Below are 16,121 nucleotides of genomic sequence, written 5' to 3'. Positions count from 1 at the left end.
TATATTTTAGCAATTCCACTTCCACCGTTCCTACTGCGCAGTAGGTTTTGGGCATGGAAAAGATTCGTTTGACACTCCTCACAGTTTGTTCACTAATCCTCGGCTCCCTCCTTCTGCCGCCGGCCGCAAATGCGGCGGTAACCTCGACTCGGCCTTCGCCGCACGTACTCGATGGCATCGGCCGCGGCCAGGCGTTCACCTACGACACCACCACGGATGGCGGCAAGCCAGTTCAGGCCTCAGCCACCTTGTACGAGCCAAATGCGCCGTGGCGCGGCAAGGGCGAGCGGCCCACCATCATCTTTGCGCCCGGCACTCGCGGCGCAGGAGACCAGTGTGCACCATCGCGCGCCGGCATGGGACTGGGCTCAGTGGGACTAAGCAAGGTCGGCTCCCCTACCATCAATGCGAACTACGAATACGGCTTCTATATGGGCGCACTCCAGCATGGCGCTCGCGTCATCGTCGCGGACCTTATCGGACTCGGTATGCCAGGGCACCACACCTACGTCAATCACATTGAAGAAGCACACGCCATGCTTGATGCCGCCCGCTCCGGCCTGGAACTGGCGCACGCTCCGCAGGACTCCCCTATTGGGTTTGCGGGCTACTCGCAGGGCGGCGGCGCTTCGCTGGCCGCTGCGGAATTCGCCGACTCTTATGCACCCGAATTGAATGTGGCCGGAACCTACTCCGGTGCCCCGCCGGCTGACCTGCCCAAGGTCATGAAGGCCATCGACGGCTCTTCCATCGTCCACGTGCTGGGCTACGCCATCAATGGCTTTGCTGAGCGCGACCCCAAATTCCGCGATGCGGTCCTTGAAGAATTAAATCCCCGCGGCATCGACTTTCTGCGCTCCGCGGCTACCACCTGTACCGGCGATTCCATCCTCATGTGGGGCTTTACTAACACCCGCCAACTCACCCGCACCGGGGAATCACTATCCGAGCTCGTCGAGCGCAAGCCCGTCATCAAGGAAACCTTGCTGCGGCAGAATCAGGGCAAGCACCCGCTCAAGGGCCCGGCGATGATCGCCAGCTCGCCGCACGATGACCTCATCCCGCACGAGCAGGTCCGCGCCGTCGCAGGAGCCTACTGCCAGATGGGCGGAACCGTAGACTTCATGGCCGCGCCCGGCACCGCGACCATCCCGGGCGCTGGCGCCGACCACGCGCTGCCGCTCTACGTCAATATCCCGGTGGGCTTGAAGTACCTCTTCGATCGCTTCAACGGAAAACCGGCGCCATCTAATTGTGCTGGCTAAATGGCATCCGACCCCTCGGAACCGCACACAAAAAGCCACCCAGCCTCGCAGCAAGCGAAGTACTGGGTGGCTTTAACCGTTGGACCGAATTACATCGGCTGGCCGGCGCCTGCTGGCGGCGGGTTATGGCCGTCGTCATCGGAGTCGGAACCGGAGCCGGACTCTAGGTCGGTTCCGGCGGCGGTGGAGCCGCCATCGCCCGGAACGTCCGGGGTGATGGTGTCGGGCTCGCCGGCATCGGTGGAGTCGGCGTCGTTTTCGCGCACCTCGGCGTCGTCAAGCTGCGGCTCCTCGGTGTCCTCCGGCAGAGGCTTCGGGCGCGGGCTGAAGGTAAACTTCGCACCCGTGTTGTCCTTGGACTCGCCGTCCCAGCCCTCAACGTCGACGGTGATGATCTCGCCGGCGCCGATTTCGCCGAAGAGGATCTTCTCAGAGAGCTGATCCTCGATCTCGCGCTGGATGGTGCGGCGCAGCGGACGAGCACCCAATACCGGATCGAAGCCGCGCTTAGCCAGCAGGTCCTTTGCCTTCTGCGTGAGCTCGATGCCCATATCGCGCTCATCTAGCTGCTTGGCCACGCGGCCAATGAGCAGCTCGACCATCTCCACAATCTGCTCCTGGGTGAGCTGGTGGAAGACAACGATGTCATCGATACGGTTCAAGAACTCTGGGCGGAAGTGCTTCTTCAGCTCGTCGTTGACCTTCTGCTTCATCCGGTCATACTGGGCATCCGAATCGTTTTCGGAGGAACCAGTAAAGCCCAAGCCCACCGGCTTCGAGATGTCCTGGGTGCCCAGGTTCGAGGTGAAGATGAGAACGGTGTTCTTGAAGTCGACGACGCGACCCTGACCGTCAGTAAGGCGGCCATCTTCCAGCACCTGCAGGAGGGTGTTGTAGATCTCCTTGTGGGCCTTCTCGATCTCATCGAAAAGCACGACGGAGAACGGCTTGCGGCGAACCTTCTCGGTCAGCTGGCCGCCCTCTTCGTAGCCAACGTATCCCGGAGGAGCACCGAAGAGGCGGGAGGCGGTGAAGCGATCGTGGAACTCACCCATGTCGATCTGGATGAGGTCATCATCCGAACCGAAGAGGAAGTTAGCCAGGGACTTCGACAGCTCGGTCTTACCCACACCGGACGGGCCGGCGAAGATGAAGGAACCGGACGGGCGGCGCGGATCCTTGAGGCCTGCACGGGTGCGGCGGATGGCGCGGGAGACGGACTTGACCGCCTCGTCCTGGCCAATAATGCGCTTGTGCAGCTCCTCTTCCATGTTGAGCAGACGGTTGGATTCCTTCTCCGTCAGCTTCAGTACAGGGATGCCGGTCCAGTGCGCCAGAACCTCGGCGATCTGGTCCTCGCCCACCTCGGCGATTTCCTCCAGGTCACCGGAGCGCCACTGCTTTTCCTTCTCCGCGCGCTCCTCGCCCAGCTTGCGCTCTTTATCGCGCAGGCCGGCTGCCTTCTCAAAGTCCTGGGCATCAATGGCCGCTTCCTTTTCCTTGCGGACCTCAGCGATGCGGTCATCGACCTCGCGCAGGCCCTTCGGCGCGGTCATGCGCTTGATGCGCATGCGGGCACCAGCCTCATCGAGGAGGTCAACGGCCTTATCCGGCAAGAAACGGTCATTGATGTAGCGATCCGAGAGGGAAGCTGCAGCATGCAGCGCCTCATCGGTGTAGGACACGCGGTGGTGCGCTTCGTACTTATCGCGCAGGCCCTTCAGGATCAAGAAGGTGTCATCCAGGGAAGGCTCCTCCACCTTGACTGGCTGGAAGCGGCGCTCCAGGGCGGCATCCTTCTCGATGTGCTTGCGGTATTCCTCAAGGGTCGTAGCACCGATGGTCTGCAGCTCGCCACGAGCCAGCTTCGGCTTGAGCAGCGAGGCAGCATCGATAGCGCCTTCAGCAGCACCAGCACCAACCAGGGTGTGGATCTCATCGATGAACAAGATGATGTCGCCGCGCTGGTTAATCTCCTTGAGCACCTTCTTCAGGCGTTCCTCAAAGTCACCGCGGTAACGGGAGCCGGCAACCAGGGAGCCCAGGTCCAGCGAGTAAAGCTGCTTGTCCTTGAGGGTCTCTGGAACCTTGCCGTTGACGATGTCGAGCGCCAAGCCCTCAACGACGGCGGTCTTACCAACGCCCGGCTCACCGATGAGCACCGGGTTATTCTTCGTACGGCGAGACAGCACCTGCATGATGCGCTCTACCTCGGACTCACGGCCAACGACCGGATCGAGCTTGCCGTCCTTCGCGGCCTGGGTGAGGTTGCGGCCGAACTGGTCGAGCACCAGGGAATTGGAACGCTCGCCGGAACCGCCGGAGCCACCACGGCCGCCCGCGCCGGCACCTGCACCAGCACCCGCGCCGACCGGACCGGAGCCCTGGCCGTTGGAGGAACCACCCTCCTGCTGGCCGCCCTCATAACCGGACAGCAGCTGGATAACCTGCTGGCGCACGCGCGGCAGGTCGGCGCCGAGCTTGGTCAGCACCTGGGCGGCGACGCCGTCGCCCTCGCGGATGAGGCCCAATAGCAAGAACTCAGTACCGATGTACTTGTGCCCCATCTGCAGGCCTTCGCGCAGGGAAAGCTCCAAGACCTTCTTGGCGCGTGGGGTAAAGGGGATGTGGCCGGTATGTGGCTGGCTGCCCTGGCCGATGATTTCCTCGACCTCGCGGCGAACATCCTCCAGGGAGATACCCATGGATTCCAGCGCCTTGGCGGCCACGCCTTCGCCCTCATGGATAAGGCCGAGCAGGATGTGCTCGGTGCCGATGTAATTGTGGTTAAGCATGCGTGCTTCTTCCTGCGCCAAAACGATGACGCGGCGAGCACGATCGGTAAACCTCTCGAACATGATTCCCCTATACTTTCGCTTCTAATGTGATACCCACTCTAACGCGGCAGTCCGCCGATAATTTCCGGTTTTGTTCCCAGATGCCCGCAATACCGTCAGAATCCACCATATTCGCAGCTCACACGGGTGTACGCCGGTAGCGAACAGGGGCATGGGCATGTAATCTAGAATCGTTTTTGTTCCCTCCCCTCCCCACTATTTAAGGACGTCGCGACCGTGCCCCAGCTTCCTGAGTTCTTTGCCACCCAGCACAACCTGCACGAAGTGGCCGTGTTGGATGAGGCGCCATCGTCTACCCTCTTTGCGGTCGAAGATGGAAACACGCACCAGCAGCTGAGCGTGGAAATCTTCGCGCCGGAAATTACCGGAGTGGTGGACAAGTCCACGGCACTGCATGGGTTGCGCCACCCAGCCATCGCGCCGCTGGTGGGCACGGGCACCACCGCGAACGGGCAGGAATTCATCGTGCGCGAAGGGACTTCCGGAACCCAGCTTTCTGAGCTGCCCAATAATCTCAGCCGCGAAGGGGCCGCCGACGTCTTTGGTCCACTGGCAGGTGCGGTGGACTTCCTAATTTCCCGCGGCCGGGCAGATTTTGCGGTGCATGGGCTAAGGGAGGCCCGGGTGGGCGTCGATAAGCAACGCCAGGTTTCGGTGCTGGCTGCGGCCGGTCCGTCCGGCGAAGAGCACGGCGATGCGGTGGCGGCGTTTGAAGAGCTCGTCGCCCAGAAGTGCCCGGAGTATAAGCCTACTGGCACGGCAGAGAGCGCCAAGGATGTGGTGGAGCACCTGCGCCCGCAGCGCGAGTTTGATACCGCGCAGATTCCACGCGTGCAGGAGCCGGAGCCGCGCCCGCAGCAACAGTTCGCCCCGCCTCAACAGCCGCAACCGATGGCCCAGCCTATGGCCCAGCCGCAGCAACCGCTGGCACCCGCGCCGAAGAAGAAGGGCAAGGGCGGGCTCATTGCGCTCATCACGGTGCTGGCGGTGGCCGCGATTGCTGCTGCAGCCGCGCTGTGGTTCTTCCTGTCCTACCCCAGCTGGAATGACAAGGAGCAAAACCTCGCGGATGCGTATCCGGACTTGGTGGGCTCCCGCAGCGGCCAGGACGGCTTCGATGGGGCAAAGTGTTCCTCGCGCGAGCCGGAGCCTGGCCAGGAGGCCAAGATTTCCTGCGTGGGCGATGAGTTCAACTACATCGTGACCTACTACCCCAGCGTGGAGGAGCGCGATGCCATGCTTCCCGACGCCGAACCGGTCGAGCTTTCCAATGACCAGTGCACCATCCAAAGCTTTGAGACCACCGCGGATGTTCCGACCTACGTGATGGCCGTGGAAGGCACCCAGTCCGCATTCCTGGTGTGGGGCGATAAGGCTGAAGAGGAGCGGCTAAACCTGCCGCTGTGCGCCTCTTAGCTCGCGCCCTAAAGTTTAAGGCCCGCTGGTGCGGGCCTTTATTTTGTCCTCGTGCCTATTCCCCGGAGGGTACGCGCTTGAGGAACGGAGCGAGTACGACGACCACCAGCGAAAGCGCGCCGGCAAAGAGGAAGGCCCAGTGTGCGCCATGAGCCGTCGCGGCGGCCTCGTTCATGCCTTGGGCCGCGCCGGACTTGGTGCCACGGGTCAGGAAGGTCATCAGGAAGGCAGTGCCGGCCGCGCCCGCCAGCTGCTGCAGGGTATTGAGGATGGCGGAGCCGTGCGAGTAGAGCTCGTCTGGCAGGGAGGCCAGGGACGTCGTCATCAGCGGCGTCATCATGAGCGCAATGCCCAGGGCAAAAAGGATGTGCATGCCAATGACCATCCGTACCGCGCTGTCCTCGTTGAGCAGGGTCATCAGCCACGTGCCCGCGGCTAGGAGTAGAGCGCCGGGGATCATGAGCGGGCGGGGCCCGTGGATGTCATAGAGGCGGCCGACCATCGGCGAGATGCCGCCTTGGAGCAAGCCGCCAGGCATGACGACGAGTCCGGTAACCAGCGAGCTTACTGCCAGGGAGGTCTGCAGGTAGATGGGCAGGATATTGACCACGCCGAGCAATAGCCCGAACATGAGCAGCATGCCCAGTACCGCCACGGTGAAGTTGGGAACCGTAAACGGGCGCATGTCCAAAAGGGCGCGATTGTCCTTGGCCAAGCGCAGCTGGCGGCGGGTGAAAAGCGCCAAGGCCACGAGGCCGACGATGAGAACGACGATGTCTACGAGGCCATCTCCCTCCAACATGTTTTCCAGGGACGATACGGCGTAGACCAATCCGCCGAAGGCGAAGACGGACAGCACGACGGACGGGAAATCCAGCGGGGTATCGCGCTTATCCCCCACGTTGACCAGGCGGAAATAGCCGGCGGCGCAGATGAGGCCAAGCAGCGGCGCCATAGTCCAGAAGATGACGTGCCAGCTAGACATGCTCAACACGAAGCCACCTACAGTGGGGCCGAGCGCTGGGGCGACGGAAATGACCACGGAGATAATGCCCATTACGCTGCCGCGGCGCTGCGGCGGGACGAGGGTCATCGCCACCGTCATCAGGGTGGGGATCATCAAGGCGGTGCCGGTCGCCTGGAATACGCGGCCCACCAGCAGCACGCCGAAGGCCGGGGCGAGCGCCGCCAGCACCGTACCGGCAAGAAAAACGCCCGACGATGCCAAGAAGATTTGCCGGGTGGTGAACTTATCCATGAGAAAGCCGGTGGTCGGGATGACCACGCCCATGGTGAGGAGGAAACCGGTAAGCAGCCACTGGGCGGAGGTAGCGGGGATGCCGAAGTCCGCCATGATGGTGGGAAGCGCCACCGACAGGGCGGTCTCGTTCAGGATCATCACCATCGCGCCAAGGACGAGGATGGTGAGGTTGATTTTTACCTCTGCGGAAATGTGGGGATCTGGTTTCTGAGACACCCAGACAGGATACTGAGGCCGCGGGTGCGGGGAAAGTCGAGGAGTATAGTTTTAGTGTCTTCATCCGCGCGGTGAGACCGCGCCACCCGAGCCTAAAGCGAGGTACACCCCAGTGCGTTTTCTCAACGATTCCCATCCGCCGTACGAATTGACCTACTCCGACGTATTTATGGTCCCGAGCCACTCCGAGGTGGGCTCGCGCCAGTCGGTAGACCTCACCACTGAGGACGGCACCGGAAATACCATCCCGCTCATCGTGGCCAATATGACTGCCGTGGCCGGGCGCCGCATGGCCGAGACCATCGCCCGGCGCGGCGGGCTGACCATCCTGCCACAGGACCTCTCCTTGGAAGCGGCCGCAGAAACCATCGCCTCTGTTAAGGCGGCGGACTTGGTCTATGACACCCCAATTACCGTGAAGCCGCACCACACCGTGGGCTATACCAGCAACCTTTTGCACAAGCGCGCCCATGGTGCCGCCATCGTGGTCGAGGGGAACATGCCCATCGGCATCATCACCCCAAAGGACCTGCGTGGGCAGGATAACTTCACCGCCGTCGGCCAGCTGATGACCACCGACTTGGTCACGCTGCCGGTGGGCATTGACCCACAGGAGGCCTTTACCAAGCTGCGCAAGACCTCCCGCAAGCTAGCCCCGGTGGTCAACCCGGATGGCACCTTGGCTGGAATCCTCACGCGGAAGGGTGCGGTAAGGGCGAAGATGTACAGGCCGGGCGTCGACAAGCAAGGCCGCTTGCACATCGGTGCTGCGGTGGGCATTAACGGTGACGTGGAAGGTCGCGCCCGTGCCCTAGCGGAGGCCGGTGCTGATGTCCTCGTCATCGATACTGCACACGGACATCAGGAAAGCATGCTCACCGCGCTGCGCAAGGTGAAGGCGCTGGATCTGGGGCTTCCCATTGCCGCCGGCAATATTGTCACGGCCGAGGGTGTGCGCGAGCTAGCCGCGGCCGGCGCGGACATTATCAAGGTCGGTGTGGGCCCGGGCGCGATGTGCACCACCCGCATGCAGACTGGCGTGGGCCGCCCGCAGTTCTCGGCCGTCCTAGAGTGTGCTGCGGCCGCCCGCGAGTTAGGCGCCCACGTTTGGGCCGACGGCGGCGTGCGCGACCCGCGCGATGTCGCCCTTGCCCTGGCCGCCGGTGCCTCCAATGTCATGATCGGCTCCTGGTTCGCCGGTACCTTTGAATCCCCAGGTGACCTGCACAAGGATGCCGACGGCGCGTTTTATAAAGAATCCTTCGGTATGGCCTCGCGCCGGGCGGTGCGCGGCCGCAATTCCGATACCGAGGCCTTTGAGCGCGCCCGCCGAGAAATGTTCGAAGAGGGCATTTCTACCTCCCGCATCTACCTCGACCCCGAGCACGGCGGCGTGGAGCACCTGGTGGACCGGATTGTCTCTGGCGTGCGTTCCTCGTGCACCTACGCCGGCGCCGATTCGCTGGCCACCTTCCGCAAGCGCGCCACCGTGGGCGTGCAGTCCGCCGCTGGCTTTGCCGAGGGGCAGCCACGGGCCACGAACCGCTGACAGGCTGCATGCTACGTTGACAGATATGTTGACTCGCTATGACCAAGCGGCCTCCCGCGCGGCCGCGCAGGTTATGGGGCAGTACTCCACCAGCTTCTCCCTGGCCACGCGGCTTTTGCGCGGGCGGGTGCGCGCCGATATCCGCCACCTATACGCGGTGGTGCGCATTGCAGACGAGCTTGTCGACGGCGCCGCAGCCCAAGCCCACACCGACCCCGCGGCCGCACTGGATGCCTACGAAAAGACCATTCTGGCCGCGCCGCAGCAGCGACTGCACACCGACCCGGTTGTGCACGCTTATGCCATCACCGCTCGCCGCTGCGGCTTCCACCGCGAGCACCTTGTTGCCTTCTTTAGCTCCATGCGCGCGGACCTGACCCATCGCGAATACTCCCCGTCGGAGCTGCAGGACTATATCTACGGCTCAGCGGAAGCCATCGGGCTATTGTGCCTGCAAATTTTCTTGGCCGAGGAGAACGTCTCCCCTGCCGACCGCGCCGCCATGGAGCGCGGCGCCCGCGCGCTAGGGTCAGCCTTTCAGAAGATTAATTTCCTGCGTGACCTGCGCGAGGATAGCTCCACTTTAGGCCGCACCTATTTTCAGCAGGCCCCATCTGGTCGGATTGATGAAGCCACCAAGTCCGCGCTCATCGCAGAGATCCGCCGAGAGCTCGCCACCGCCGCGCTCACCATCGACTTGCTTCCGGCTTCCGCGCGGGTGGGTGTGAGCGCGGCGGCGGATATCTTCGCCGAGCTCACCAATCGCCTCGCCGCCACCCCGGCTACAGCGCTTGCCACCACGCGGGTATCCGTGCCGAACCACACCAAGGCTTGGCTCGCGGCCCGCGCGGTGCGCCGTCGCGGCCGCAGCAGCCAGATCTCACCCACGGGCGAAAACTAAGGAGCATCATGCACGCCGTCGTCATTGGAGCCGGCATCGCCGGTCTCGCCACCGCCGCTTTGCTCGGCCGCGAGGGCTACGAGGTCACCGTCGTGGACTCGCTGGATGAGGTAGGCGGGCGCGCCGGCAGCTTTGCGGAAGCCGGCTTCCGCTGGGATACCGGCCCGTCCTGGTACCTCATGCCCGAGGCTTTCGATCACTTCTTTGCGCTGTGTGGCACCTCCACCGAGGCGGAGCTAGATTTGGTGGACCTCTCCCCCGCCTACCGCGTCTTTCACGGCGATACGCCGGTGGATGTGAACTCTGGGATGGAGGAAGTCGCCGCGCTCTTCGAATCGCTGGAGCCCGGCGCGGGGGAGAAAGTTCGCGAGTACTTAGCGCAGGCCAGCGATACCTATGAGATGGCGCTCAAGCACTTCCTCTACACCACCTTCTCCGCGCCGCTGAACCTGGTGCACCGCGATATCCGCACCCGGATTTCACGCCTCATGGCTCTGCTGACGGTGAACCTAAAGCAGCATGTGGGCCGGGCTTTTTCCGATGCCCGCCTGCGCCAAATCTTAAGTTACCCGGCGGTCTTTTTGTCCTCCGAGCCGGCGGCCGCACCGGCCCTGTATTCCTTGATGAGCCACACCGATCTGGTGGAGGGCGTGCGCTACCCACAGGGTGGATTCGCGGCCGTCGTCCAGGCCATCTACCGGCAGGCTCAGAAGTTTGGCGCCACCTTCCGCTTGGGCGAAGAGGTGACCTCCATCAAGGTCGCCAACCGTAAGGTCACCGGCGTGCGCACGAATAAGGGCGCCATCCACGCCGATATCGTGGTCTCGGCGGCGGACATGCACCACACCGAGACCCAACTTTTGCCGCCGCAGTTGCGCACCTACCCGGAGCGCTACTGGGGCCGGCGCAATCCCGGTCTGGGCACCGTGCTCATTTTGGCCGGGGTGAAGGGCGAGCTGCCAGAACTAGCGCACCATACGCTGCTTTTTAGCCAGGATTGGGATCCGGATTTCCGCGCCGTCTATTCCGGTCCGGAGCCTTCCCGGCCGTTGGGTGCCTCGGAATCCATCTACGTGTCCAAGACCTCGGCCACCGACCCGAGCGTAGCGCCCGCGGGCCACGAAAACCTCTTCATTTTGGTGCCGGTGCCGGCCGCGGAGGCGCCCGGGTTCGGCGATGCCTACCACGCAGAGGCATCCGAGCGCGTTGCCGCGATTGCCGACGCCGCCCTCAACCACATCGCGGCCACGGCCGGGGTGCCGGATTTGGTAGATAGGGTCGTCGCCAAGCGCACGCTCGGCCCGGCCGATTTTGCCGAGCGCTACCATGCCTGGTCGGCCGGTTCTATTGGGCCCGCGCACACGCTGCGGCAATCGGCGTTCTTGCGCGGGCGCAACGCCTCGCGCAAGGTCGATGGACTCTTCTATGCAGGCGCCACCAGCGTGCCGGGCGTGGGCGTGCCGATGTGCCTGATTTCGGCCGAGAACATTATTAAGCGCCTGCGCGGCGATAAATCCGCCGGGCCACTCGTGCGCTAAAAACTTAGATATCCAGGAGAACTACTCGCCCGCTGCCGCTCGAATCCACGCATTTGGGCAAGCGGTTTTCCGGCTTTGAGTCATCTAAGAATTTCGGCGCGGATACGTCGCACTCCCAACCATCGACTACGAGGGAGCCGCGGGTATTTACTTCCTCCGGCTTAAAGTCGTGGTTCACGTAGCTATCTACGATCTGCATAGCTTTGGTGCAGTTCGTGCCATCGACTTGCACGTAGACGTTCTTTCGTCCCCATTGGGTATCTATCTGGCCACAGATAGTGCCTATTTTGCCGTTGCCATTGGAATCGGGCTTAGGCAGGAAGGTATCGGAGAAGTACTGACCGTTGTCCTTTACGGTGAAGTAATGCCCTTTCGCTGTGACCGTGAACTCGTCCGAGTTAGGTGCCTCGAAGGTAGCTCCTTCAATTTCTACCTTCTCCCCTGCCTTGAGCTGTTTCGGTGGAGTCAGGTCACCTGGGTCCACCACGCCAGACGGGAAGAAGCCCTCCCCCTTTTTGAAGCTGACCATATTAGCCTCCCACTGCGGCTGGTTTGGGTCTGGCATTAGGGGTGGATCTGCAAACTGCACGGTGCACCACGGCCCTTCGGAGAGTTCATTAAAGGAGCACCAGACCTTTTCATCGGGACTTTTAACTCCCCATGCCTTCGACTGCGCGTATTCGGGACCCTTCGCCAAAAAGTCCTCGGCCGAGCGCATCGTGAGACCGGAGTCATCCACTTTCTTATCTGATTCGGTGGTTTCTTCCGCTGTGGTCTCTGGAGAGGAAGCCTCCGCCGAGCTAGCTGCGGTGCTTTCGGTCATCTGTGGGCGGAATTGGGGCGCTTCCTCGTTACCGTCAGCAGAGGAACACGACGCAAGCCCGACGGCCAATACAGGTAGGGCAAGGATAGGGAGAATTCTTTTCATGTCCTGCATTTTTCCATGCGGTGGGAACCTGTGCTGACCTTTCGCAGCATGAATGTGGGAAGAAACACCAGCTGAAAATAACAAGGCCGTCAGCCCGCGCGGGCTGACGGCAAAGCGAGAGGACGCTAGGTGCTACTTCTGCTCCGGTTTAACCAGTGGGAAAAGCACGGTTTCGCGGATTCCCAGGCCGGTCAGGGCCATCAGCAAGCGGTCCATGCCCATGCCGGTGCCGGCCGTAGGCGGCATGCCCTGCTCCATTGCGGCAAGGAAGTCTTCATCCAGCACCATGGCTTCGTCATCGCCACCGGCGGCCAGGCGGGCCTGATCCTCAAAGCGCTCGCGCTGGATAACCGGGTCCACCAGCTCGGAGTAGCCGGTTGCCAGCTCGAAGCCGCGGACGTAGAGATCCCACTTCTCGGTCACGCCCGGCTTGGAACGGTGCTGACGAGTCAGCGGGGAGGTCTCGACCGGGAAGTTCTTGACAAAGATGGGGCCTTCCAGCTGGTCCTCGCACAGGACCTCCCAGATTTCCTCCACCAGCTTGCCGTGGCCCCAGCCGCCGTCCTTGGGGACGTCAAGGCCGATGACGTCGGCAATGCCCTTGAGCGTTTCAACGTCGGTATCGATGGTGACCTCCGGCTGGCCCGGGAACTTGCGCTGCAGGGCCTCATTGAGGGAGGGGTACATCTCGATTTCGGGCCACTCTTCGCCGCCGAAATCGAACTCGGTGCCATCCGCCAGGGTGACGGTGGTCGAGCCAAAGACGTCGCGCGCTACGGCCTGGATGGACTCGCGCGTCATGCGGGCGCAATCGTCGTAGTCGCCCCATGCAGCGTAGGTCTCGAGCATGGCGAACTCCGGCGAGTGGGAACGGTCCACGCCCTCGTTGCGGAAGTTACGGTTGATTTCGAAGACGCGGTCAATGCCGCCGACGACGGCACGCTTCAAATACAGCTCCGGCGCGATGCGCAGATAGAGGTCAATATCCAGCGCATTGGAGTGGGTGATAAACGGGCGAGCGGCCGCGCCACCGTGGAGGGTCTGCAGCATCGGGGTCTCGATTTCAACGAAGTCCTGGCTTTCCAGGTAGTTACGCAGCGCACGCATGACCTTCACGCGGATCATGGCGTTCTTGCGGGCCTCTTCGCGGATAATGAGGTCGTTATAGCGCTGGCGCACACGGGTATCTTCTGCCATATCGGCAAAGGACACCGGCAGCGGGCGCAGGGACTTAGCGGCCATGGTCCACTCGGAAACCATGATGGACAGCTCGCCGCGGCGGGAGGAAATCACACGGCCGCGCACGGAGATGAAATCGCCCAAGTCAACATCGGACTTCCACGCGTCGAGGCGCTCCTTGCCTACCTCGGCCAAAGAAAGCATGGCCTGCACCTGGGTGCCGTCACCATCTTGCAGGGTGGCAAAGCACAGCTTGCCGGTATTGCGCATAAAGATAAGGCGGCCGGCAATGGCGTGGGTTACCTCGGTTTCCTCGCCTGGGGCCAGGTAGGTCACGCCTTCTTCCGTGCCTGGCTCTTCACCCTCGGCCACTACGCGGAAATCGTGGCGCAAATCCTTCAAAGAGATGGTGCGCTCAACGGTGACCGGGTAGGCCTCTACGCCGGATTCCAGCAGGCGATCGCGCTTCTCGCGGCGGATGCGCAGCTGCTCAGGGACATCGTTTACTTCATTATTCTTCTGCTCGCTCACGTTAGCCTAGGGTAGTCGATCCCCACCGCAGCACGCGATTTAGCCCACGCCACCCTCACCCCGGAAAAGATTTACGCATAATTCACTTCACCGTCACCTCAGCGCCAACGCACAGTTACTGATATCCCCTTATATAAATGGCTGTCCCCGTGTGTTAACAATATTTTCGACCCTTTTGGAGCAGTAATAATGGCGCTTAAAGGCCGCAACCTTCTTTCTAGTCTCTTTGCCTCCTCTCGTTCCAGCCTGACCTGCACCTACAAGTGCGGTAATGCTTGCTTTGGCGAGTGCGAGAACAAGTCCAATAACCCGTACTTTGCTGACCAATTCTCCCGCCGTACCGCGCTGCGTGCGGGCAGCCTGTCCGTCGTCACCGTTGGCGGCGGCGCCGCTTTGGCGGCCTGCTCCAACCCGGATGATGCGTCTAATGAGGCTTCTTCCTCCGAGGGCAAGGGCGGCAAAACCTCTGAGGCGAACGTTGAGCTCACCTCCGCAGAGGGCATGAAGTTCGACCCAGTACAGCCAAACGAGAAGGACGAAGTGGTCATCCCGGATGGCTACGAGCAGTCCGTCCTCATTGCCTGGGGCGACCCGCTGTTTGAGGACGCGCCGGAATTCGATGACAAGAACCAAACCGCCGAGGCAGCTGAGAAGCAGTTCGGCTTCAACAATGACTTTGCGGGCCTTATCGAGCACCCAGACGATGACAACCGCCTTATCTACGTCTGCTCCCACGAGTACACCACCGAGCCGCAGATGTTCCCCAACTACGATGCGGATAACCCGACCGAGGAGCAGGCCAAGATCGGCTGGGCTGGCCACGGCCACTCCATCGTGGAAGTATCTAAGGTTGGCAAGACCGGCGAGCTCAAGCGCGAGTTCGGCCCGCTAAACCGCCGCATCACCGCCACCACCGAATTCACTCTGGTGGGCCCTGCTGCCGGCTCCGATTACGTCAAGACCTCCGCCGATAAGACCGGCAAGAAGGTCAAGGGCACCCTGAATAACTGCTCCGGCGGCATCACCCCATGGAATACCATGCTCTCTGGCGAAGAGAACTTTGACCAGTACTTCGCCCACGCCAAGCTGGATGACAAGAAGGCGCAGGAGTCCCTGGAGCGCTTCGGCATGGAAGACGGCGAGTCCCAGCGCAAGTGGGAGCGCTTTGATAAGCGCTTCGACGTCTCCAAGGAGCCGAACGAGCCGAACCGCTTTGGCTGGCTCGTAGAAATCAACCCGCTGGACCCGAAGTCCACCCCGGTCAAGCACACCGCGCTGGGTCGCTTCAAGCACGAGGCCGGCAATATCCACATCGCATCCGATGGCACCGTCGTGTGCTACTCCGGCGATGACTCCCGCTTCGAGTACATCTACAAGTTCATCTCCACCAAGAAGTACAAAGAGGGCGACATCGAGCACAACCTCACCATCTTGGACCACGGCACCCTGTACGTGGCCAAGGTAGAGGGCAACTCCCCAGAGGATGAGATTGACGGCTCCGGCGTGCTGCCAGAGGATGGCGCCTTTGATGGCAAGGGCGAATGGATCAAGCTGCTGACCTCCGATACGGAGAACAACAAGTTCGAGTCCCACGTTGATGGCATGTCTGCCGAAGAGGTTGCCGTCTACACCCGTGAGGCCGCCGATAAGGTGGGCGCCACCAAGATGGACCGCCCTGAGGATATGCAGGTTCACCCAGACTCCGAGAAGGTCTACGTGGCCCTGACCAATAATAAGTACCGCGGCGCTACCGGCGAGAATGCCAAGAAGAACAAGGAAGAGCCGATGGAGTGGGCTCCTGTCAAGGAGAACAAGAACGGCCTGGTCATGGAGATTGAAGATGACCATGCTGGCGAGAAGTTCACCTGGAACCTCTTCCTGGTCTGTGGTGACCCGAAGGAAGCAAATACCTACTTTGGTGGCTTTGACAAGGAAAAGGTCTCCCCGATTTCCTGCCCGGATAACCTGGCCTTCGATAGCCACGGCAACCTGTGGATCTCTACCGACGGCAACGCCCTTGAGTCCAACGATGGCCTCTACGCCGTGACCACTGAGGGCGATACCCGCGGTGAGCTCAAGTGCTTCCTGACGGTTCCGGCAGGAGCCGAGACCTGTGGCCCCATCGTCACCGATGAGCGCGTGATGGTCAACGTCCAGCACCCAGGCGAGACCGATGACGCCACCTTTGAAAAGCAGACCTCCCACTGGCCAGAGGGCGGCAAGTCCACCCCTCGCCCTGCAGTGGTTGTGGTGTGGAAGAAGGACGGCAATATCGGCGTCGATAAGAAGTAGCCACCACCTGGTCTAAGCACCCACCGCGCGGCCCTCGTTCCTCCACAGGAGCAGGGGCCGCGCAGTCGTTTTCCCTACCGGAAGCATGAGGCACTGCGCCGGCTGCGTCTTCCAAATATAAATCCACCCACCGGTCTCCCCCATGGGCTAATACCTATGTGAGTTATGGCATACTATCCGCACGTGT

General features: G+C 62.0%; 10 protein-coding genes. 6 read left to right on the top strand and 4 right to left on the bottom strand.

Annotated elements, in window-relative coordinates; all coding sequences use genetic code 11:
• The first annotated feature begins 53 nt into the window (after nucleotides 1-53).
• Entirely contained in the window at nucleotides 54-1,265 is a 1,212-nt protein-coding gene (locus RAE09_RS06405) for a lipase family protein (protein ID WP_316981254.1), read from the top strand.
• An 89-nt stretch (nucleotides 1,266-1,354) separates the two neighbouring features.
• On the opposite strand, the gene RAE09_RS06400 is transcribed toward RAE09_RS06405, so the two are convergent.
• Nucleotides 1,355-4,123, bottom strand: a complete 2,769-nt coding sequence (locus RAE09_RS06400; RefSeq protein WP_005329940.1) for an ATP-dependent Clp protease ATP-binding subunit — start codon at nucleotides 4,121-4,123, stop codon at nucleotides 1,355-1,357.
• Between the two features lie 216 nt (nucleotides 4,124-4,339).
• Here RAE09_RS06400 and RAE09_RS06395 point away from each other — a divergent pair, with 216 nt between their 5' ends.
• Nucleotides 4,340-5,539, top strand: a complete 1,200-nt coding sequence (locus RAE09_RS06395) for a serine/threonine protein kinase (protein ID WP_316981253.1) — start codon at nucleotides 4,340-4,342, stop codon at nucleotides 5,537-5,539.
• A gap of 55 nt (nucleotides 5,540-5,594) precedes the next feature.
• Here the strand turns inward: RAE09_RS06395 and RAE09_RS06390 are convergent, their stop codons facing one another.
• Nucleotides 5,595-7,016, bottom strand: coding sequence for an MDR family MFS transporter (locus tag RAE09_RS06390; RefSeq protein ID WP_316981252.1), 1,422 nt, complete (start codon nucleotides 7,014-7,016; stop codon nucleotides 5,595-5,597).
• Between the two features lie 112 nt (nucleotides 7,017-7,128).
• On the opposite strand from RAE09_RS06390, the gene RAE09_RS06385 reads away from it, so the two are divergent.
• The 3 genes from RAE09_RS06385 to crtI are packed head-to-tail and all read left to right on the top strand — an operon-like array spanning nucleotide 7,129 to nucleotide 11,004.
• Nucleotides 7,129-8,565 (top strand): GuaB1 family IMP dehydrogenase-related protein, encoded by a 1,437-nt coding sequence (locus tag RAE09_RS06385; RefSeq protein WP_316981251.1) that lies wholly within the window; start codon nucleotides 7,129-7,131, stop codon nucleotides 8,563-8,565.
• A gap of 25 nt (nucleotides 8,566-8,590) precedes the next feature.
• The gene (locus RAE09_RS06380) at nucleotides 8,591-9,466 is read left to right on the top strand and encodes a phytoene/squalene synthase family protein (protein ID WP_250409008.1); all 876 of its coding nucleotides are present in this window, start codon (nucleotides 8,591-8,593) and stop codon (nucleotides 9,464-9,466) included.
• A gap of 8 nt (nucleotides 9,467-9,474) precedes the next feature.
• The gene (crtI, locus tag RAE09_RS06375) at nucleotides 9,475-11,004 is read left to right on the top strand and encodes a phytoene desaturase family protein (protein WP_316981250.1); all 1,530 of its coding nucleotides are present in this window, start codon (nucleotides 9,475-9,477) and stop codon (nucleotides 11,002-11,004) included.
• 4 nt (nucleotides 11,005-11,008) lie between these two features.
• Here crtI and RAE09_RS06370 read toward each other — a convergent pair whose 3' ends face one another.
• Together RAE09_RS06370 and lysS are read right to left on the bottom strand one after the other, a co-directional pair.
• On the bottom strand, nucleotides 11,009-11,932 hold the full coding sequence (locus tag RAE09_RS06370; RefSeq protein ID WP_040425430.1) for a hypothetical protein: 924 nt from the start codon (nucleotides 11,930-11,932) through the stop codon (nucleotides 11,009-11,011).
• A 132-nt stretch (nucleotides 11,933-12,064) separates the two neighbouring features.
• A complete protein-coding gene (gene lysS / locus RAE09_RS06365; protein WP_005325682.1) occupies nucleotides 12,065-13,642 on the bottom strand; it encodes a lysine--tRNA ligase in 1,578 nt (525 codons plus the stop codon).
• A 189-nt stretch (nucleotides 13,643-13,831) separates the two neighbouring features.
• On the opposite strand from lysS, the gene RAE09_RS06360 reads away from it, so the two are divergent.
• On the top strand, nucleotides 13,832-15,934 hold the full coding sequence (locus RAE09_RS06360) for a PhoX family protein (RefSeq protein ID WP_005325680.1): 2,103 nt from the start codon (nucleotides 13,832-13,834) through the stop codon (nucleotides 15,932-15,934).
• The last annotated feature ends 187 nt before the right edge of the window (nucleotides 15,935-16,121 follow it).

This window comes from Corynebacterium tuberculostearicum (assembly GCF_032821615.1).
GTDB classification, from domain to species: Bacteria; Actinomycetota; Actinomycetes; order Mycobacteriales; family Mycobacteriaceae; genus Corynebacterium; species Corynebacterium tuberculostearicum_H.
Note: the sequence above shows the minus strand (reverse complement) of the source record. Positions and strands in the feature narration are given on the sequence as shown.

Coding starts and splice junctions, on each gene's coding strand:
- RAE09_RS06360 (WP_005325680.1), top strand. CDS start 13,832: ATGGCGCTTAAAGGCCGCAACCTTCTTTCTAGTCTCTTTGCCTCCTCT.
- RAE09_RS06405 (WP_316981254.1), top strand. CDS start 54: ATGGAAAAGATTCGTTTGACACTCCTCACAGTTTGTTCACTAATCCTC.
- crtI (WP_316981250.1), top strand. CDS start 9,475: ATGCACGCCGTCGTCATTGGAGCCGGCATCGCCGGTCTCGCCACCGCC.
- RAE09_RS06370 (WP_040425430.1), bottom strand. CDS start 11,932: ATGAAAAGAATTCTCCCTATCCTTGCCCTACCTGTATTGGCCGTCGGG.
- RAE09_RS06380 (WP_250409008.1), top strand. CDS start 8,591: ATGTTGACTCGCTATGACCAAGCGGCCTCCCGCGCGGCCGCGCAGGTT.
- RAE09_RS06400 (WP_005329940.1), bottom strand. CDS start 4,123: ATGTTCGAGAGGTTTACCGATCGTGCTCGCCGCGTCATCGTTTTGGCG.